This window comes from Pseudomonas sp. MYb327 (assembly GCF_040438925.1).
Classification (GTDB): domain Bacteria; phylum Pseudomonadota; class Gammaproteobacteria; order Pseudomonadales; family Pseudomonadaceae; genus Aquipseudomonas.
In genome coordinates this window covers 561,415-580,564 of the sequence record NZ_CP159258.1, presented here as the reverse complement: position 1 = coordinate 580,564, position 19,150 = coordinate 561,415, and the positions used below count along the sequence as shown (strand labels likewise).

The following is a 19,150-nucleotide window of genomic DNA, read 5'->3' as shown; positions in this document are numbered from 1 at the left end:
GAGGATCAGCCTTGCCGGTAAGGCAAGGCAGTCCTCGCCTCGTCCGCGTACGCCAACACTCCGACGCGCTCTTGCTGCAAAAAATCCTTCACGGCCGCTTTCAAACCCGGATGACGCAAGTAATGCCAAGAGTGCGTGATGACCGGCTCGAACCCGCGAATCAACTTGTGCTCACCTTGGGCGCCGGCATCGAAACGCTGGAAGCCCTGGGCAATCGCGTAGTCCATGCCTTGATAGAAACAAGTCTCAAAGTGCAGGCGATCGAACTCCGCCAGACAACCCCAATAACGCCCGTAAAAACTGTCGCCTCCTACCAGACTGAACGCCATAGCCACCGGCCGTGAGGCTTGCCTGGCCAGCACCACGCGAATGGACTGCGGCATTCGCTCAGCTAGCAGGCTGAAAAATTCTCGCGTCAGGTAGGGCCGCTGCCGACGCACTGCGTAGGTATTGGCATAGCAGGCGTAGACGAAATCCCACAGCGACTCGGTCAATTCTCGACCTTCAAGCCATTCAAAATCGATCCCCTGCCCCGCTACTTGCTCACGTTCCTTGCGCATCTGCTTGCGTTTGCGCGAGCTCAAGGCATCGAGAAAGTCCTGGAAGTCGCGATAGCCACGGTTCTGCCAGTGATACTGACAGCCAATGCGCTGCAACCAGCCAGGCTGTTCGGCCAACGCCGCGTCGGTGAACGGATCAGTGAAATTGATGTGGGCGCTGGAGAGTTGTTCGATCTCCAGGTAGCCCGGCAGACTCTTCAACAACTCGAAACCATCCTCGATGTTCGCCGCCAACAAACGCGGGCCGCTGACCGGACTGAACGGCACAGCGGTCAACAACTTGGGGTAGTAATCGATACCGGCTCGCTCGCAGGCATCGGCCCAGGCGTGATCGAACACGTATTCGCCGTAGGAATGCCATTTGCGGTAACTGGGCAACGCGGCGATTAGTCGATCATCCTCGACGTGCAATAAATGCTCAGGTTGCCAGCCGGAATGAGGGCCGACGCTGCCGCTGTCTTCCAGGGCACCGAGAAACGCGTGACTCAGAAAAGGCTGAGTCTCAGGTACCAGCGCATCCCACGTTTGCGCGGCGATTTCCGACAGACTTTGCAGACGTTGCAGCGGCATCTCCATCCTCACTCATTCGTGCATGAAAGCCCCGCGAGTATCACCTATCGCCATGCATTGCACATGAAAAATCCGATCACAGCGCTCTAGATCAATAGTTCGCGACCATTTCGTATCGTCATCGAGATGCCATCACATTGCCACCGCCCTGTCATAAACCATCGCGATACTGGCGCCTGTTTTTAGAGCGCCGGGCTATAAGGCCGGCCACTGTTTTCCGTCCATCAACGGTCGGTTGTGTCCTGGATGGCTCAGTCATCCACTCTCATCTTCGGAGATTGATATGCGTCTTGCTTCCACGAAAACTGCGGCAGCCCTTTGCGGTGGCTTGCTGCTGGCCATGAGTGTTCCTGCCAGCGCCGCAGTCGACGCCAAACTGCTCGACATGCTTAAAGCTAACGGCTCGATTACCACTGCGCAGTACGCCGAACTGCAAGCCGAGCTGGCCAGGGATCAGAAAGACCAGCAAATCGCCCGTCAGGCTCAGCAAGAGACCAACGAGCAGATCGCAGCCACTGCGAAGAAAACCAATGAACTAAGCACCTTCGACCAGAAACTGGCGTGGGCTGCCAAGACCCAATTCAAGGGTGACGTGCGTTTCCGTCAGGAAAACGTCCACAACGATGGCGTTTCTAACAACAAAGACCAGGATCGCCAGCGCATTCGTGCCCGCCTGGGTGCCTACAGCGAGATCAACCCGCAAGTGGACACCGGTATCCGTATCGCCACCGGCAACAACGATGACCCGCGTTCAACCAACCAGAGTCTGGACAACTACTTCGACAAGAAGCAGATCTGGCTGGACCAGGGTTACGTCGACTACCACCCCGACGCCATCAAGAATTTGCACATTGTTGGCGGCAAGATGCCACAGCAATGGGTGAGCATGGGCGACGTCATCTGGGATAGCGACATCAGCCCCGAAGGCCTGTCGTTGTCTTACAAATACCCGCTGGGCGCCAGCACCGAACTGTTCGGTAGCGCCGGTCACTACACCCTCAAGGACAACGTCGACGGCGACGGTGTGCAGTTCAAGCACGACCTGCGTCTGTACGCTGGTCAGTTGGGGGCGCGCTTTGCCATCACCGACAACCTGAAATTGACCTTGGGTGGCAGCGTTTACGGCTACGACAACGATGACGACATTACCCCGGTCGCCGGCGTCATCCCTGGCCAGTTGGCCATCAACGGCAACAGCCCGAACGAACAGTTCAAGCTGTACGAAGGCTTCGGTCAACTCGACATTGCCGGCCTGCCATTGCCGCTCTCGTTTTACGGCCAGTACGTCAACAACAAAGATGCCAGCACCGATCAGGACACTGCCTGGCTGGCCGGCATCAAGACCAAAGTCTACGGTTTCGCAGTGGACTACAACTACCGCGATGTTCAGCGTAACGCCGTGGTGGGTGCCTTCACCGACTCCGACTTCGCCAACGGTTTCACCGGTTCGCGTGGCAGCAAGCTGAAAGTGAGCTACGAGCTGGACAAAAACTTCAACCTCGGCGCGACGTACTTCATGGCTAACTCGGACTACACCAACGCCACTCTCAAGGATTCGGACATCAACACCCTGCAACTGGATGCCGAAGCCAAGTTCTGATTCCCGCTACACGACTCGGGCAAGGAAGCCCGAGCCGCCTTTACAGTCTGGCGTTGGTCTGACGGTCCCCATCATCCGTCCGCTGGATCAACGCGAGTCTGTGTTATCTCCCCCGTGTGATCTCTTCTGAAATCAGCGGCGATCATCTGCCCGCGCATGACTCTTGCTCCAGTCAGTCAACAAGCTGTACGCCACCGCCAGTAACGTCGGGCCGATGAAGAGGCCGATGAAGCCGAACGCGATCAATCCGCCAAACACACCCAGCAACACGATCACCAATGGCAGGTTCCCACCGCGACTGATCAGGTATGGCTTGAGCACGTTGTCCACGCCACTGATGATGAAGGTGCCCCAGATCCCGAGGAACACGGCCATTCCGTAATCACCTTTCCACGCCAGCCAGGCTGTTGCAGGAACCCATACCAGCGGCGGCCCCATAGGAATCAGGCTGAGCAGGAAGGTCACGATGCCGAGTACCAAGGCTCCCGGAACCCCGGCAATCAGAAAACCGATTAGCGCCAGCACTGCCTGGGCCGCCGCCGTGCCGATCACGCCGTTCACCACCCGCTGCACCGTGCCCGCCACCAGTTCGATGTAATACCCGGCCCGCTTGCCGATCAGGCGTTCCAGCAAACCATGGACAAATGCCGCCAGGCGTGGCCCGTCGCGGTAGAAAAAGAACACGAAGACAATGCTCAGAGTCAGATCGAGAATGCCGCCGCCGATTTGCGCACTGCGGGCCAGCAACCAGTTACCAACCTGTCCCAGGTAAGGTTTGAGCGATACCATCATCGCCGCGCCTTGCTGGTCGATGCTGTTCCAGATGCCCACCAGACGCTCGCCGACGAAGGGGATATTGCCCAACCAGATCGGTGCTTCCGGCAGTCCATCGACCTGCACATCCTTGATGAACGCCACGGCATCTCGCACATGATCCGCCAGGTTGAACCCCAGCCACAGCAACGGCACCGCCACCAGCAAGATCCAGCCCACGGTCAACAACGCTGCCGCCAGCGACTCGCGGCCATTGAGCCATCGGGTCAAAAGACGCATCAGCGGCCAACTGGCAAACGCCAGCACCGCGCCCCAGAACAGTGCCGACCAGAACGGCGCCATCACCCAGACGCTCGCGCCAAACAGCACCAGGAGCAGGATCTGCACCAACAGCCGATCGTTATTGATCATCCCAGTCTCAAAAAATAGTCAGTTCGCAAAAGAGTAGGCGAACGCGCGGAACGCGTTCACCTGATACAGCTTATCGCAGCAGCTGGAAATGCAGGCCAGAGCCTTCGGCGTTGCCGGCTTCCATGCGCGCGGCACGCACGCCCTGCCCGATCAACGCCTGGCGCCAGGCTTCGGCATTCGCCCCGGAGATACTGACCCGCAAGGTCGCGTCCAGGTTCAGGCCACGGGAGATCAAGCGCAACCAGGTGTCGTCCGGTGCTTCGGTGAGTTTGGGGAAATCGAGTTCGCCGGTGCTTTTGAGCTCGCGCAGCAAGGTCGCGGAAGTCGGCAGCAAATCGCCCAACGGCGCGCTGGCTTCGAACTGTTCGACATGCAGATAGGCTTTGCGATTACCGCGGGTGATGCTGTAAAGCGCCACCAGCGTGTGGTCCCGAGGCGCGGCGAGGCGCAACAGCAGGTACGCCTGTTCATTATCGGAGCCATACAGCTTGGCGTTGCCGAACACCTCGTTGGCCCACAGGCTGCTTTCACCGCAATCACGGGCCTGGCACCAGAACAGCAACTGCGCGTCCTGCTTCTGCAAGGCTTCACGGGCGGCGGTGAACGCATCGGTCGCAGAATGCTCCGGGGGCAATTCGTAGGTCACCGAGGTGGCGTTGCCACGGGCGCTGACCTGACCGTCGAAGCGTAATTGGCCGCTGATCTTACGTATCGAGCCAAGCGGATAGATCCGCTCAAGCTCCACCGCCGGGCGATAGTCGACGATCTGCGCATCGGCCATGCGCGGCACGATCGACAGGTCCTGACTGCCCGGAACATCGGCGGCAAACAACAGAGGACTGAACGAGCACAGCGCCAGCAGAGTGAGGGAACGCATCGATACACTCATCGGATCAGCATGGCCTGGGCACCCTTGAGGACATCGGTGCGATTGAAAAATAGCAACCCGGGGTAGATTTTGAGGAAGTCCGCGGACCTGTGTTCCTTTCGGTCGAAACTTGCAGCGGTGTAGAGATCTATCATGGTTGTCTCCCATTTCAACCCGCCCAGCCTCGACAGTTGCCCGGCGCAAGTCAAGGAACGGCGAAGAACCGATTGAAACAGTCTGCGACAAGATCGGCACCGGCCTCATCATTCAGATGCAAATGATGGCCGCCTGGCAGCTGTTCACGGCTAAAGGGTAGACGCTCCAGCAACTCGGGATGCCTGGCGAGCATGCCGTCGGCAGCCACCACCAGTTTTGCAGGGCAACTGACACGCTGGACGAAGGCCATGGCCTGTTCGGTGGTCAGACGTAGCGGCGACGGCAGCGTGAGTCGGCTGTCGGTGCGCCAGGTGTAGCCGCCCGGCACCGGCATCAAGCCACGCTGGGCCAGTAACTCGGCAGCCTCGCGACTGACCGCCACCAGACCTTTCATGCGCGCTTCGATGGCGCGGTCGAGGGTCTGGTAGACCGGTTTGCGCTTTTCCCGCAGATCCAGTTGCGCTTGTAGGGCCATGCCCATGCGCTCGGCAGCATTTTCGCCTTTGTCTGTAGGAGGAATGACACCATCGATCAATGCCAGATGCGTCACACGCTCCGGCAACGAACCGGCGATGATCAACGAAGCGATCGCGCCCATGGAGTGTCCCAGTAACCCAAACTTCTTCAGTCCAAGTTGTTCGGCCACTTGCAACACATCGTGGGAGTAGTCCCACATGGCGTAACCGGCACCGGTCGGGCGATGCCCGGAGTGGCCGTGCCCGGCCATGTCCAGCGCGATGATGCGCAGACCCTTGAGCTTCGGCGCCAGGCGGGCAAAGCTGTTGGCGTTGTCCAGCCAGCCATGTAAGGCAATTACCGGTAAACCGTCTTCCGGGCCGAACAAGTGCGCCGCCAGTTCGATGTGCGGGAGGCTCAGGCGGACTTCTTCGACGACGTTGCTCATGCGCAGTCCTGTTGGCCGCGACTTTCCCAACGGCTGAACAGGTTCTTCAGCAGCGCGGCAGTGTCCTGCGGACGTTCGAGGGGAAACATATGACCACCCGGCATGCTCAGGGATTCGCCTTGCGGCATGCGCCCGACCGAACTGGCGTGATGGCGCATCACTACCTTGCTTTTGTGCCCACGAACCACCGCCAGCGGCACTTTCAGTTGCCGCGTACGACCCGGACTGGTGTGCGGTACGCCACGGTAAATGCTGATTTCCGTGGCCGGATCGAAACGCAGGCGCAATTTGTCACCCACCTTGTGCAAACCATGTTGCAGGTAGGCATCGAAACATTCGGGATCGAAGCTGCGAAACAGGGTTTTGCCCGCGAAATAGCGGCGGGCGCTGTCGAGGTCGGCAAATTCTTCCCGTCGCCCCAATGTGCGGCCGGCCGGGGTCAGGCGATCAATGAAACCAAAACGCTTGGCCGCACGGATGACCCACTGATCGGTCCGGGTCAGCACTGGAGAATCGAGCATTACCACCCCGCGATACAGCTCGGGGCATCGCAATGCCGCGTGCAGGTGCAGTACGCCGCCGAACGAATGGCCGACGCCCCACACCGGTTCCGGCTGTTGCCGGAGGTGATGGATCAGTTCATCCACCAGGTTGTACCAATTATCGTCCGCCGGGAAACGCGGGTCATGGGCGTGCTGCTGCAGATGCGTCACCTGATACTCGGGCGCCAGCGCCGCGAACAATTTGCCGTAGGTGCCCGAAGGGAACCCGTTGGCGTGAGCGAAAAATATCTGTTGCGACATACCGGCAAATCCATGAGCGAGAACAGGCACTGATTGTCCGCAAGAGCGCGTCCTACAGCAATGACCGTATCGGCCAGGAATGGTGACAGAGCTGCCGTGGTGATAATGCGGCACTCGGCTATACCTGTTATTTCTGACAGTTGACGCCAGACGAGCCGACGCGGATAAGAACACTTACGCCAAGTCACGGGTACGTTCGTCATGACCCACGCCAACACCCCCGCCATCACGGCGTTCGACCCTCGCGGGATGCGTGTGCGTCATATCGTCTATCACCGTCGCGACAGCGTTTCATCGCCTGAACCTTACGTTTCCCAGCACGTGTACGACCTCGCCGGACGTGCCGTCCTTAGCCGCGATCCACGCCTGTTCCTGCTCAGCCCGCCAGCCGCCAATCAACTGAACAAGCACAGCCTGTCAGGCTCGATATTGCTGTCGGAAAACAGTGACGCCGGATGGCGCCTGGGCTTGATCGGCGCACAGGGCCAGGGATTGGAAGGCTGGGATCAGAAGCTCAGCCACAGCCGCGTGGACTATGACAATCAAGGCCGGCCGACGGCCACGTTCGAGCTCGCTCGCGGCGAACCGGAACACTGCACTGCACGCTTTACCTACGCCGATGCCACTGCCGATGCGAGACATAACAGGTGCGGTCAGTTGCTTCGCCATGACGACACCGCGGGCACTGTGCATTTCACGCAATTCGCTCTCAATGGCACGGCGTTGCAACACAGCAGGACGTTCATCGCTGATCCACAGTGGGCGGTGGACTGGCCGGAACCTGAGTTCGAGCGCGATGCACTACTGGAAAAACAGCCCGCCATTACACGCCTTCTATGCAACGCAGCAGGCGAACCCATCAGCCAGACCGATGCACTGGGCAACCAGCAAATATTCATTCAGACCCAGGCCGCAGAATTGCGCGAAGTCCGTCTGAAACTTGCCGGATCGCCATTGGAAAAAACCCTGCTCAGTGAAACTCAATACAACGCCTTTGGCCAGATTGAACGACAACGTGCGGGAAACGGCGTTGTTTCATGTGCGACATTTCGGCCTGAAGATGGCCGCCTGGAACACTTGAATGCTTGTTTACCGGATCAACCCGCGTTGCAAGATTTGACTTACCACTACGATCCGGTGGGCAATATCACGTGCGTCGCCGACGCTGCCGAAGCCATTCACTTTCACCGCAATCAGCGCATCGAACCGAACAATCACTACCGTTACGACAGTCTGTATCGACTGATAGCAGCCAGCGGTCGCCAGATTCGCAACGTCCCGGGCGGGCCCCAACTGCCTCCTTTCCAGTCAGTTCCAGATCCGGCGCAACTTGAAAACTACTCCCGGATCTACCACTACGATCAAGCCGGCAACCTGAAAGTGATGCAACACCATGCCGACAGTGCAAGCCGCACCGAACGTACAGCCATCGCCGGCGTCAACAACCGCAGCCTGCGGGAAAAAAACAATGGCGAGTTGCCCGATGAGCAGGAAATTGCCGCTGGCTTTGACTTGAACGGCAACCGTTTGCAACTTCAAGCAGGGCAAGACCTGTTGTGGGATCGGCGCAATCAGCTGCGCCAGGTCGATCAGGTGGTACGCGAGGACGAACCGAACGATTGCGAATTTTACGTCTACGACGGCAGTGGCCAGCGTCAACGAAAAATCCGACAGTCTTACACCGGCACGCTTACCCGAACTCACGAAACCCGCTACTTGCCAGGTGTGGAAATTCGCACATCGGAAAATGAAATTCTCCATGTCATCACGATCAAGGCAGGGCGTGGCACAGTGCAGGTACTGCACTGGCAAGCAGGGCAACCGTCCCATATCCCTCACGACCAACAACGCTACAACTTCACCGATCATTTGGGTTCCAGCACCCTTGAATTGGACGAAGCGGCCTTGCTCATTTCACGGGAGAGCCATTACCCCTATGGCGGAACCTGTTGGTGGGCGGGGCGGAACAAGGTTGAAGCGAACTACAAAACGCATCGTTACTCCGGACAGGAACGGGATGCCACCGGTTTGTACTACTACGGGTTGCGCTACTACATGCCCTGGAATCAGCGCTGGCTGAGTGCGGATCCTGCAGGAGTCGCCGATGGATTGAACCTGTTTGCCATGGTGCACGGCAATCCACTCAGGTTTGTCGACAGGCAAGGGCTGGTGGGCGCTGACACCGTGCAGGCCGTTACAGCGACAGCGGCCAGGGAGTTCACCAGTGCCTTCATCGCTTCGGCCGCCCAATACGCGGTAGCAGCGGTGTGGAGCCCCTTTAGTCCGGTGACCACCGTTACAGGAGCGATATTGGGTGGAGCTACCGGCGCGATGAGCGGCTATGCCACAGCGAATTGGGCACAAAACAGAGTTACGGTCGGTGACCCACAGAGCTGGACGCCGCTGCTAGCGAAAGCTTCTGGCGTGGCACTGGGTGCCGCGCTAGGGGCGGCGCCTTCGCTCATCGGTCATTTCAATCCCAGGGGTAATACTGCTGCGGCCACCCAAATCGGCAGTTTTTTCGGAAACGTGCTTCGCGAACTGTCGTTTCAAAAACTGTCAAACGCTGGATCAAACAACACGATGCCTGGTGGCCCAGATCTCAATACGGGATTAATTGGATCGGCCGTTGTCGGCCTGACTGGGGGCGCAGCAGGATTCGCGGGGGCCACACTGTTTGGCAGCAGCAATGTCGGGCTCGGGCTTCAATCAACGCTGATTGCTCCCATGGCCACAATGGCTGGAGCCGCAGGGTCATCGGTTGTCAGAGCGGCACGGGGAGCCGCAAATGTTCAGGCAAAACCAGGAGATCCCGCATTCAATCCGGTCAAGGGTGCAATAGGCCTCACCAGCCGGCACTTCCTCGCGTCTTTAGGCCAACTGGCCAATCAGGCTGTGGAACAGATTCCGGGATACAGCTCCTTGTCTCCGGAAACCAGAGCCGGTGTAACCCGGGCTGTTGGCAACGCTATCGGCGAAATGCGTTTGACCTACTTGAATGCCCTCAACCCGGGGTGGTACGCAGAGTTCGGGGAAACAACCTGGGACGTGGAAAACCAGGCCATCGGGCTGGGCGTTGAGGGAGGAGGCGTACCGATTTCGAGCAGCACGGCTGTAGACACAACGATCAGCGAAGTTTTCTATACAACGAGTGAAATCCTCCCCGGACAACACAGATATTCACAATCCGATCTGCCTTTTCAGATGACACCCATGTAAACCGCACGATCGGACACCATCAGCGCGAAGGTGGTTGTTCGCCCAACGGCACGACCGCCATGGTCAACCGCGATACGCAACTGGCCTTGCCCTCATCGCTGGTCAGGCGGATGTCCCAGACGTGAGTGGTGCGCCCGATGTGAATCGGTCTGGCCACCGCCGTCACCCGCCCGCTGCGCAAGCCACGCAGATGGTTGGCGTTGATTTCCAGGCCCACGCAATAAAATTTGCTGGCGTCGATGCACAGATAACTGGCCATCGAACCGACGGATTCGGCCAGCACCACCGAGGCGCCGCCGTGCAGCAAGCCGTACGGCTGATGGGTGCGATGGTCGATGACCATGCTCGCGGTCAGGGACTCTTCATCAAACGATTCGAAGCGGATATCCAGCACTTCACCGATGGTGTTTTTCTGGATGGCATTCAACTGTTCGATGTTGGGAGTGGTGCGCCAAAGACTCATCGCAAAAATTCCTTGTTGGTTTTGTTCGTGACTTAATCCTGCCACAGCACCGCCTCGCTGCGCTCGCTCCATTCTTCGAAGCGGGCGCCGTAGGCGGCTTCGATCACGTTGCGCTTGATCTTCAGGGTTGGCGTGAGAAAACCGTTTTCCACCGCCCAGCTGTCCTTGACCACCACCAGTCGGTGCAAACGTTCGTGCTTATCGAGGGCGCCGTTGACCTCTTCCAGCAGTTTTTCCAGGCTGGAGTGCAAGCCGGCCCGTGCCGAACCGCCCGCGTCCTGTTGCCCCACCGCAGAAAGCACGCAAAGGCCCAGCGGCGCAATCAAGCCATCGCCAACCACGCATACTTGTTCGATGCGCGAATGCACGGCGAGGCGGTTTTCGATGGGCGCCGGGGCAACGTATTTTCCCTTGCTGGTTTTGAAGATTTCCTTCAGCCGGCCGGTCAGGCGCAGATTACCTTCGGCATCTTCTTCACCTTTGTCGCCGGTGCGCAAAAAGCCGTCTTCGGTGATGGTGTCGGCGGTTTTTTCCGGTTCCTTGAAATACCCGAGCATGGTCGCGCCACTGCGCACCAGCACCTCACCCGACTCGGCGATTCGTACCTCGACTTCCGGGCAGGGCTTGCCGATCCAGCCCGGCTTGTTCTGGCCTGGCAGGCAAATGTGCGAGTAGCCACAGCTTTCGGTCATGCCGTAGACCTCCAGCACGTCCAGCCCGAGCTTGCGATACCACAGCAGTAGTGCCTGCGGCACCGGTGCGGCGCCGGACAGCGCCACGCGCAAGGCGTCGAGCCCCAGCCCGGCAAGGACTTTGTGCCCTACCCGCTTGCCGATGATCGGCAGGCCGAGCAGGAAGTCGAGGCGTTTTGCCGGGATCTTGCTGTAGACGCCCATCTGGAATTTGGTCCAGATCCGCGGTACGCCAAACAACGCGGTCGGTCGCGCGCGTTTCAAGTCGATCAAAAAAGTATCGAGGCTATCGGCAAAGAATACGGTTTGCCCGGTGTAGATCGACGCCATCTCGACGAACATCCGCTCGGCAACGTGACACAGCGGCAGGTACGACAGCAGTCGGTCCGACTCATTGAGGCCAAACAATTGCGTGCCGCGAGTCGTGGCAAAGCCCAGATTACCGAAACTGTGCATCACGCCTTTAGGCATGCCGGTGGTGCCGGAGGTGTAAATGATGGTCGCCAGTTGATCGGCGCCGGGTTTCGGGTCGTCCTGGATCGGCGAACTCGCTTGCAGATCGGCCCAGCTGAAATCGAAAGTGCCTGGCGGATGCAGTGGCAGGCTGATCGTCGGTAGATCCGCGTTAACCCCTCGGGACATGCCAGGCCAATCGTCGAGTTTGCCGATGAACGCCAGTGCCGCTTCCGAATGTTCCAGCACTTGGGCCACGGACTCGGCGGTGAGATTGGGATAGAGCGGCACGGAGACATGCCCGGCCATCCAGATCGCCAGGTCGGCAATGATCCAGTGGGCGCAGTTTTTGGAGATGAGGGCGATGTGGCTGCCTTGGGGCAATTCCCGCGCTCGCAGCCAGTGCGCAGCGCAGCGGGCCTGATGGCCGACGTCGGCCCAGGTCAGGGTCTCGACCTGCCCGCCACCGATAGGCTGAACCAGAAAGCGCTGGCGGGGGTGACGGGCTTCACGTTCGTAGAAAACGTCCAGCGGCAAACGAAAAGCAGCAGACATGCGACTCGCTCCTTGTTTTTGTTCTGGAGCAAGCGTAGCTAACCAAGCAAGTGCTTGGTTAGCTATTTCATACAAAATTTTTCAAACGCCATCGGGGCCGTATTCAGGTTATGGATGCTTGATGCTTTCGAGCTTCATTGACCCGACCAGCAGTTCATCAGCTTTGAGTTCCGCCAGCCCGGCAGTGTCGACCCGCTCAGGCGGATGCCCGGCACCGTGTTGCAGGTAACTCAACAGATTCCCTACCAGCGGGTTGTGACTGACCAGCAGCACGTCGCTCACCGCGACCATCTGCTCGGCCACCTTGTCCGGTTCGGTGTCCGGCGTCAGCCATTCGACGGTACGGATTTCCGGTTCGAAACCCAACGCTTCGCGCACCAACTGCGCCGTTTGCTGTGCTCGCAGGTACGGGCTGGCATAAATAGCCGTCAGCGGTTGTCCGATCAACTTTGCGGCGCTGCTCAGCACTTCTTTTCGACCGTGCTCCGTCAGCTCTCGCTCCGAATCGTGGGGACGGGAGCCGTGTGGCACAGCCTCACCATGACGCAATACCCAGAGTTTCATAGCTTGGGTTCCTCATCTCGGGCCGGATGCGGGGCTGGCGGCACGGTGTGCGGCGCTTCACCTTCCGGCGTACGCGGCGTTGGCCAATCGGCGAACGGCCAAGGCTTCTGGTCACTGTGAAAACTGCCGAAACGACCGATCTGCGCCAGGAACTGGCTCAGGCTATCGCCGAAGTTCATCAGGCTGGCGCTCGGGGCGCCATATATCAAACGATAGATCAACTGCACCAGCACCACGGCGCCAAGGATGAACTGCGCCACTTGCCAGACCAGCACGAACACGATCATCCACAGCACGCGCAGCAGGATGGATTCGTACTTGGCTTCTACCTTTTGATCGCTCATGTTTCGCTCCGTTCCAGATAAGTAGAGGGCTCAGTTGAAACCGCTGGTGGAAATGAAATCGACGTCGGTTTTCGGCTCGCCACGCATCAACAGACCGATCACCTGCTCAAGCGTGCGCCCTTCGAACAAAATCGCGTGCAGCCCGGCGACCAGCGGCATGTATACGCCGACTTCCTGAGACTTGGCCTTGAGCACCTTGAGGGTGTTCACGCCTTCGGCGACTTCGCCCAGGCGATTGACCGCTTCGTCCAGGCTCAAGCCCTGGCCGAGGGCGAAACCGACCTGATAGTTGCGGCTTTTCGGCGAAGAGCAGGTGACGATCAAATCGCCGACGCCCGCCAGGCCGAGAAAAGTCATCGGGTTGGCGCCCTGATTGACCGCGAACCGGGTCATTTCCGCCAGTGCCCGGGTGATCAACATGCTCTTGGTGTTCTCACCCATCTCCAGTGCCACGGCCATGCCGGCGATGATTGCATAGACGTTTTTCAACGCACCGCCCAACTCCACGCCAAAACGGTCGGCGCTGGCGTACACACGGAAGGTACGGCCGTGCAGCACAGCCTGGACCTGTTCACAGAGCGCTTCGTCTTCACTGGCGACCACCGTCGCCGTCAGCGCGTGTTCGGCGATCTCGCGAGCCAGGTTGGGCCCGGACAACACGCCGATGCGCGCTTGCGGGGCGATCTCTTCGAGGATCTGGCTCATCAGTTTGAAGGTGTCGGCTTCAATGCCTTTGGTCAGGCTGACCAGCATTTTGCCGCTTAGCCGGTCGGCATGCGGGGCCAACACCGAACGCAACGCGCTGGAAGGCAGCGCGACGAAACTCAGGTCGCAGGCTTCCAGGGTCGCTTGCAGATCGGTAACCGGCACCACGCCCGGCAAAATCTTGATGCCTTTGAGGTAGCGCGGGTTCTCGCGATTGACCCGAATGGCCTCGGCCTGTTCCGGGTCACGCATCCACTGCAAGACCTGATGCCCGTTTTCGGCCAGCAGGTTAGCCACGGCGGTACCAAAACTTCCGCCTCCCAGGACCGCAATCGGGCGCTGTTCAGTCATATGTAATCCGTTAATCCATACCAGTGGCGATGTCGGCATTATACGGAGCGGCCCAGTGGCGGCCAGCCCCCGCGTCAATTAGCAGCGCATTAGCCAACCAGCGCGCTAAAGCCGAGGAAAATGCAGAGATCGTGACTGGAAAAGTCACCGCGCTCGGTTAACATGCGCGCCACCCATTGTTAACAAGGATGTGTTGTGTCTCTGGCTGCTTCGTCACCTCGATCGCCGCTGGTTCTGGCGCTGGTCTTCAGCTCGCCGTTGCTGGCCGACGACTTGTTCCTCGACAGCGAAACGCTGCCGCAAGTGCTGACGGCCACGCGCCTGAAGCAGTCGCCGGCGGCGGTGCCGGGAAGCATGACGGTGATCGACAGCGCCCTGATCAACGCCAGCGGCGCCCGTGACATCAGCGAAGTGTTGCGACTGGTGCCGGGCATGATGGTCGGCAACATCAGCGGCAATCAGGCGGCGGTGAACTATCACGGCACCAATGCCACGCAAGCGCGGCGCATGCAGGTGTTGATCGATGGTCGTTCGGTGTACCGCGCCGGCCTGGCCACGGTGGACTGGAGCGATATTCCGGTGGCCATGGAAGACATCGAGCGCATCGAGGTTTTCCGTGGCCCCAATACCGTCAGCTACGGCGCCAATGCGCTGATGGCGGTGGTCAATGTCATCACCCGCCACCCGGCCGAAAGCCACGGCACGCGGATGAAAGTCACCCGTGGCCAGCGTGGCATCAACGACTTTTACGCCAGCCAGGGTGTGGGTTGGGAGGATGGCGACTTGCGTTTGTCGTTGTCCGGCCAGCAAGACGACGGCTTCGACACCGACCGAACCGGCGCTGACTACCATGACAGTCGCCGCCTCAATCGCTTCAACCTCGCCGTCAGCCAGAACCTCGACGAACGGCAAAGCCTCGATTGGCAATTGAATGCCAAGGACGGCACCAACCAGCGTCCCTATACCTATCGACCGGTGTTCCCGGGGATTACTCGTGCGGGCGATGACTCCGACGTCAGCGCCAAGGATTACGCCGGGTCATTGCGCTGGAATATGGACATCCATCCCGACCACAGCCTTTATATCCAGGGTTCGGCCCAGCATTGGGATCGGCAGCAAACCTGGCGCGCCTGCGATGCGGAAATTTCGTTCAGCCCGCAACTGACCGAACTCTGGCAATTGAATCCGAACTACACCGAACGCCTGGCCCGCAACATCACCCGTTTCACGGGTCGTGGCGCACCGCCCGGCACGCCCGCAGAGCAGGCGCTGGCCAACCAGGCACTCGATCAATGGCGTAACGGCGCGAGTCAGGCCGTCTGTGGCGACATTGACCAGAGCACCCGGGAGACGCGCTACGATCTAGAATTGCAAGATACCCTGAGCCTGTCCGACAGCCTGCGGCTGGTCAGCGGCATGAACTATCGTTACGACCGGGCAGATTCCGAGACTTACTTCAATGGCACGCTTGATGACACTACCTGGCGGACGTTCGGCCAACTCGAGTGGCGCGCCACCGAACACTGGCTGCTGCAGGGCGGCGCGATGTACGAAGACACAAAGTTGATCGGCAGTTCGCTGACCCCGCGGGTCGCGGTCAATTACCTGATTAACCCGCGCCACGGCTTGCGTGCGGTGTACTCGGAAGCTATCCGATCGCCGGACATGTTCGAGAACAGCGTCAACTGGAGTTACCGGGTCACCAAGCTGCAGCCGGCCGCCTATGGCCAGTCCAGTGCACGTTATTTCGTCAGGACCCGCGGCCCCGGCAACCTCGATCAAGAGCACATGCGCTCCCGGGAACTGGGTTACAACGGCTACTTTGCCGAGACGGGACTGGCGGTCGATGTGAAGCTGTTCTACGACGAAATCACCGGCATGGTCAGCGAGCCGCTGCGCAACAATCAATTCATCGCCAGTAACAGCAACACTGCCCGTTTTTCTGGAGCGGAAACCCAACTTGACTGGCGAATCGGCGGTGCAGACCGCTTGCGCCTGACCTATGCCTACGTCGATGCCGACGCGAGCAACCCGCAGGACGCGCAACAGACCGCAGGCAACAGCGGCTCCGCCGGATGGATGCGCGACTGGGGCCGCGGCTGGAACAGCGCGCTCTTTTACTACGGCGACAATGCTCTCAACGGCTACCGATTTGAACGGGTCGATACGCGCATCGCCAAACGCATCCGCCTGGGCAAGGCCAACATGGAACTGGCTGGCGTACTCCAGCAGCGCCTGGACAATCAGCCAACCACCTTCATCGACAACAACTATGACGAGCGACGGGTGATGTATTTCAGCGCGGAGCTGGCGTTTTAAGATGCTGCACAGTCCGCCACGCAAGCCGCCAACCTTTGGCCATCTGCTGGCCATGCTGTGCCTGTTGGTCTGTGGTTGGCTGACGAGTGTGTCGGCCAGCGCGGCGGACATTCTGCTGACCGGCGTCGAAGACAGCGCCGGCGTGCAAACCTTCACCCAGGCGCTGCGCGAGTTGCGCCCTGCAGACCGCGTGCGCTTCCGGCCACTGGCCGATATGCCGCTGCCCGGCAAACTGCCGGGCGACACCCGTTTGATTTTGCTCGACATGCCGAGCCTCGACTGGCGCCTGCAAGAGGCCCGTGGCCCGGCAACGCTGGTGTTGCGCATCAGCCGTCTGCAAGCGCGGCAACATCTGGGCGATTCCCTGCCGCCGCACCTCAGCCTGCTCTGGAGCGACCCGCCCCTGGATCGCCAGCTGCGCCTGATCCGAATCCTCCTGCCCCAAGCCAGACGGATCGGCGTGCTGTACGACCACCACAGCGAGTTCCTGTTGAAGGATCTACGCCTGGCCGCCCAACCGCTGGGGCTTGAGTTGGTCACCGAACGCTGGGACAACACCCATGACAGCCGTCCGTTACAGACGTTGCTGACTAACTGCGATGTGCTGCTGGGCCTTGATGATCCCGATCTGTACAACCCGAAAACCGCGAAGAATTTGCTGCTGAGCAGCTATTCCCGACAACTGGCGCTGATCGGCCCCAACGCCGGATTCGTCAGAGCCGGCAGCCTGGCCAGTACCTATAGCGATCAGAACGATTGGCTGGCGATTCTCGACAAACTGCTGGACGAGCCTCCGGCCGCTTGGCCACGTGCGCATTACCCGCCGCTGTTCAAAGTCTCAAGCAACCCGCAAGTGGCGCGTTCATTAGGTATGGAACAGATAGACGAAGCGTCTGTCGCAACCCTGTTGGCTGAAGGAGAACGCCGCCCATGACCTTCCGTCGCCGTTGGGATATCAACACCCGGACCCAGCTCATCAGCCTCGGCCCGGCTTTGCTGTTGACGTTGCTGCTGATCAGCTTCTTCACCTTCGTGCGGATCCAGGACCTGCGCCAGGAACTCAATCACACTGGCCAGTTGATCGCCAATCAACTGGCACCGGCCACCGAGTACGGGGTGATTTCGGGCAACAACGAGGTGCTTGAAAGTCTGCTCAAGGCCACGCTGGCCACGCCCAATGTGCGGTTCCTGGAAATACAGGACAGCACCAACCGGATTCTGGTGTACGTCGAGCAACCGTCGGAGAACCACAACCGCCCGCATCAGGTCGAAGTGTTCCAGGCGCCCGTGCGGCTGCAACGGATCCCTTTGCACAATGATTTTTTCCAGGGCAGCAAGACCGCCACCGCTCCCGCCGAGGATTACCTGGGACGCGTGATCGTCGGCCTGTCCAACGATGCGTTCAGCCAGCGCCAGCAGGAGATCCTGCTCAAGGCCGGCATTCTGGCGCTGTTCGCCCTGTTGTTTACGTTTCTGCTTGCACGACGCCTGGCGGGTAGCCTGTCGCAACCGATCCGCGATATCGGCAACGCGGTCAAGGCGATCCAGGAAGGCGACTACAAAACACCCCTGCCCATCGTTGACGACACTGAACTGGGTGCGTTGTCGCAGCACATCAACAACCTCGCCAGTGGGCTCGAACAAGCCAGCCGCGAACAGCATCAGGCCATGGCGCAGCTGATCCAGACCCGCGAGGAAGCGGAGAAGGCCAACAACGCCAAGTCCGACTTCCTCGCCATGATGAGCCACGAACTGCGCACGCCAATGAACGGCGTGCTGGGCATGCTGCAGTTGCTGGAAACCACCGAGATGACTGAAGAGCAGGTCGAATACGCGGCGCTGGCCTCGGAGTCCACTGAACACCTGCTCAAAGTCATCAACGACATTCTGGATTTCTCGCGTATCGAGCGTTCGGAACTGGAGCTGGAACACATTCCGTTCAATCTCGCGGACTTGATCGGCGCTTGCGCCCAGTCGTTCCAGCACAGCGCCGCACAGCGCGGGCTTAATCTGCAATTGCATATCCCCGAGGACATGCGGGCGTTGCAGGTCCAGGGCGACCCGACGCGAATCCGGCAGATTCTGGTCAACCTGGTCGGCAATGCGCTGAAGTTCACCGAGCAGGGCCGTGTCTCCATCGAACCGCAATGGCAATCCCTGGATCACGAGTTGTTGTGGTTCACCTGCACCGTGCGCGACAGCGGGATTGGTATTCCCGCAGAAAGCCTGGAATTGATGTTCAACGCGTTCCAGCAGGCCGACAGTTCTATTTCAAGGCGCTACGGCGGCACCGGCCTGGGCCTGCCGATCGCCCGCACCCTCGCCGAACGCATGGGCGGCACCTTGCGCGCCCAGAGCGAAGAAGGTCGTGGCTCGGTGTTCACCCTGGAAATTCCGCTGGCGCTCTATCAACAGCCAACACCGGTGCTGACACCCCGTGCGCAAACCGGTAACGGCGATGGCGAAGGGCGCAATGTATTGCTAGTCGAGGACAATCCGGTCAACCAGACCGTCATCGAGGCAATGTTGCGCAGCCTGGGTTTTACTGTCAGCGTCGCTGTCGACGGTGAGCAAGCCGTGCGCAGTGCCGAGAGTCTGATTTTCGAAGCAATCCTGATGGACTGCCGACTACCGATCATCGACGGCTACGAAGCCACCCGACTGATCCGCCAACTGCCCGGCTGCACCGACTTGCCGATCATCGCCCTGACCGCCAATGCCTTGCAGGGCGACCGCGAGGCCTGCTTGTCGGCGGGAATGAACGATTACCTGGCCAAGCCTTTCAAACGCAACGATCTGCAGCAAATTCTGCAACGCTGGGTGCAGTAGTACAGGCCTT

General features: G+C 59.7%; 15 protein-coding genes. 5 read left to right on the top strand and 10 right to left on the bottom strand.

The features are described from left to right. Window positions 1–5 precede the first annotated feature (5 nt). On the bottom strand, window positions 6–1,130 hold the full coding sequence (locus ABVN21_RS02590) for a GNAT family N-acetyltransferase (protein WP_339554043.1): 1,125 nt from the start codon (window positions 1,128–1,130) through the stop codon (window positions 6–8). Between the two features lie 283 nt (window positions 1,131–1,413). On the opposite strand from ABVN21_RS02590, the gene ABVN21_RS02585 reads away from it, so the two are divergent. Beyond that, on the top strand, window positions 1,414–2,730 hold the full coding sequence (locus ABVN21_RS02585; RefSeq protein ID WP_339554044.1) for a putative porin: 1,317 nt from the start codon (window positions 1,414–1,416) through the stop codon (window positions 2,728–2,730). A 132-nt stretch (window positions 2,731–2,862) separates the two neighbouring features. Here the strand turns inward: ABVN21_RS02585 and ABVN21_RS02580 are convergent, their stop codons facing one another. From ABVN21_RS02580 to ABVN21_RS02565, 4 genes are all read right to left on the bottom strand, one after another. After that, complete coding sequence (locus ABVN21_RS02580) at window positions 2,863–3,915, bottom strand: AI-2E family transporter (protein ID WP_339554045.1); 1,053 nt, start codon at window positions 3,913–3,915, stop codon at window positions 2,863–2,865. Between the two features lie 70 nt (window positions 3,916–3,985). Continuing rightward, a complete protein-coding gene (locus tag ABVN21_RS02575) occupies window positions 3,986–4,792 on the bottom strand; it encodes a DUF4892 domain-containing protein (protein ID WP_339554046.1) in 807 nt (268 codons plus the stop codon). A gap of 196 nt (window positions 4,793–4,988) precedes the next feature. Continuing rightward, complete coding sequence (locus tag ABVN21_RS02570; RefSeq protein WP_339554047.1) at window positions 4,989–5,843, bottom strand: alpha/beta hydrolase; 855 nt, start codon at window positions 5,841–5,843, stop codon at window positions 4,989–4,991. Next, window positions 5,840–6,646, bottom strand: a complete 807-nt coding sequence (locus tag ABVN21_RS02565; RefSeq protein ID WP_339554048.1) for an alpha/beta hydrolase — start codon at window positions 6,644–6,646, stop codon at window positions 5,840–5,842. The genes ABVN21_RS02570 and ABVN21_RS02565 overlap by 4 nt, the downstream gene beginning before the upstream one ends. A gap of 249 nt (window positions 6,647–6,895) precedes the next feature. On the opposite strand from ABVN21_RS02565, the gene ABVN21_RS02560 reads away from it, so the two are divergent. Next, window positions 6,896–9,865, top strand: a complete 2,970-nt coding sequence (locus ABVN21_RS02560) for an RHS repeat-associated core domain-containing protein (protein ID WP_339554061.1) — start codon at window positions 6,896–6,898, stop codon at window positions 9,863–9,865. A gap of 19 nt (window positions 9,866–9,884) precedes the next feature. On the opposite strand, the gene ABVN21_RS02555 is transcribed toward ABVN21_RS02560, so the two are convergent. The 5 genes from ABVN21_RS02555 to ABVN21_RS02535 all read right to left on the bottom strand — a co-directional run bounded on the left by ABVN21_RS02555 (window position 9,885) and on the right by ABVN21_RS02535 (window position 13,992). Then, the gene (locus ABVN21_RS02555) at window positions 9,885–10,328 is read right to left on the bottom strand and encodes a hotdog fold thioesterase (RefSeq protein ID WP_339554049.1); all 444 of its coding nucleotides are present in this window, start codon (window positions 10,326–10,328) and stop codon (window positions 9,885–9,887) included. Window positions 10,329–10,360: 32 nt separating this feature from the next. After that, a complete protein-coding gene (locus ABVN21_RS02550; RefSeq protein ID WP_339554050.1) occupies window positions 10,361–12,028 on the bottom strand; it encodes an AMP-binding protein in 1,668 nt (555 codons plus the stop codon). Between the two features lie 108 nt (window positions 12,029–12,136). Further along, complete coding sequence (gene sixA, locus ABVN21_RS02545) at window positions 12,137–12,592, bottom strand: phosphohistidine phosphatase SixA (protein WP_339554051.1); 456 nt, start codon at window positions 12,590–12,592, stop codon at window positions 12,137–12,139. Beyond that, window positions 12,589–12,936 (bottom strand): DUF4389 domain-containing protein, encoded by a 348-nt coding sequence (locus ABVN21_RS02540; RefSeq protein WP_339554052.1) that lies wholly within the window; start codon window positions 12,934–12,936, stop codon window positions 12,589–12,591. Before ABVN21_RS02540 ends, sixA begins: the two co-directional genes overlap by 4 nt. Window positions 12,937–12,966: 30 nt before the next feature. Then, a complete protein-coding gene (locus ABVN21_RS02535; RefSeq protein ID WP_339554053.1) occupies window positions 12,967–13,992 on the bottom strand; it encodes an NAD(P)H-dependent glycerol-3-phosphate dehydrogenase in 1,026 nt (341 codons plus the stop codon). A gap of 195 nt (window positions 13,993–14,187) precedes the next feature. On the opposite strand from ABVN21_RS02535, the gene ABVN21_RS02530 reads away from it, so the two are divergent. From ABVN21_RS02530 to ABVN21_RS02520, 3 genes are read left to right on the top strand one after another with little or no spacing between them, the layout of a single operon-like run. Continuing rightward, a complete protein-coding gene (locus tag ABVN21_RS02530) occupies window positions 14,188–16,311 on the top strand; it encodes a TonB-dependent receptor (RefSeq protein ID WP_339554054.1) in 2,124 nt (707 codons plus the stop codon). A gap of 1 nt (window position 16,312) precedes the next feature. Beyond that, window positions 16,313–17,245, top strand: coding sequence for an ABC transporter substrate-binding protein (locus ABVN21_RS02525; protein WP_339554055.1), 933 nt, complete (start codon window positions 16,313–16,315; stop codon window positions 17,243–17,245). Beyond that, a complete protein-coding gene (locus ABVN21_RS02520) occupies window positions 17,242–19,140 on the top strand; it encodes an ATP-binding protein (protein ID WP_339554056.1) in 1,899 nt (632 codons plus the stop codon). Before ABVN21_RS02525 ends, ABVN21_RS02520 begins: the two co-directional genes overlap by 4 nt. Window positions 19,141–19,150 lie beyond the last annotated feature (10 nt).

Coding starts and splice junctions, on each gene's coding strand:
- ABVN21_RS02560 (WP_339554061.1), top strand. CDS start 6,896: ATGCGTGTGCGTCATATCGTCTATCACCGTCGCGACAGCGTTTCATCG.
- ABVN21_RS02525 (WP_339554055.1), top strand. CDS start 16,313: ATGCTGCACAGTCCGCCACGCAAGCCGCCAACCTTTGGCCATCTGCTG.
- ABVN21_RS02570 (WP_339554047.1), bottom strand. CDS start 5,843: ATGAGCAACGTCGTCGAAGAAGTCCGCCTGAGCCTCCCGCACATCGAA.
- ABVN21_RS02555 (WP_339554049.1), bottom strand. CDS start 10,328: ATGAGTCTTTGGCGCACCACTCCCAACATCGAACAGTTGAATGCCATC.
- ABVN21_RS02575 (WP_339554046.1), bottom strand. CDS start 4,792: ATGCGTTCCCTCACTCTGCTGGCGCTGTGCTCGTTCAGTCCTCTGTTG.
- sixA (WP_339554051.1), bottom strand. CDS start 12,592: ATGAAACTCTGGGTATTGCGTCATGGTGAGGCTGTGCCACACGGCTCC.
- ABVN21_RS02565 (WP_339554048.1), bottom strand. CDS start 6,646: ATGTCGCAACAGATATTTTTCGCTCACGCCAACGGGTTCCCTTCGGGC.
- ABVN21_RS02590 (WP_339554043.1), bottom strand. CDS start 1,130: ATGCCGCTGCAACGTCTGCAAAGTCTGTCGGAAATCGCCGCGCAAACG.
- ABVN21_RS02550 (WP_339554050.1), bottom strand. CDS start 12,028: ATGTCTGCTGCTTTTCGTTTGCCGCTGGACGTTTTCTACGAACGTGAA.
- ABVN21_RS02540 (WP_339554052.1), bottom strand. CDS start 12,936: ATGAGCGATCAAAAGGTAGAAGCCAAGTACGAATCCATCCTGCTGCGC.
- ABVN21_RS02580 (WP_339554045.1), bottom strand. CDS start 3,915: ATGATCAATAACGATCGGCTGTTGGTGCAGATCCTGCTCCTGGTGCTG.
- ABVN21_RS02585 (WP_339554044.1), top strand. CDS start 1,414: ATGCGTCTTGCTTCCACGAAAACTGCGGCAGCCCTTTGCGGTGGCTTG.
- ABVN21_RS02535 (WP_339554053.1), bottom strand. CDS start 13,992: ATGACTGAACAGCGCCCGATTGCGGTCCTGGGAGGCGGAAGTTTTGGT.
- ABVN21_RS02520 (WP_339554056.1), top strand. CDS start 17,242: ATGACCTTCCGTCGCCGTTGGGATATCAACACCCGGACCCAGCTCATC.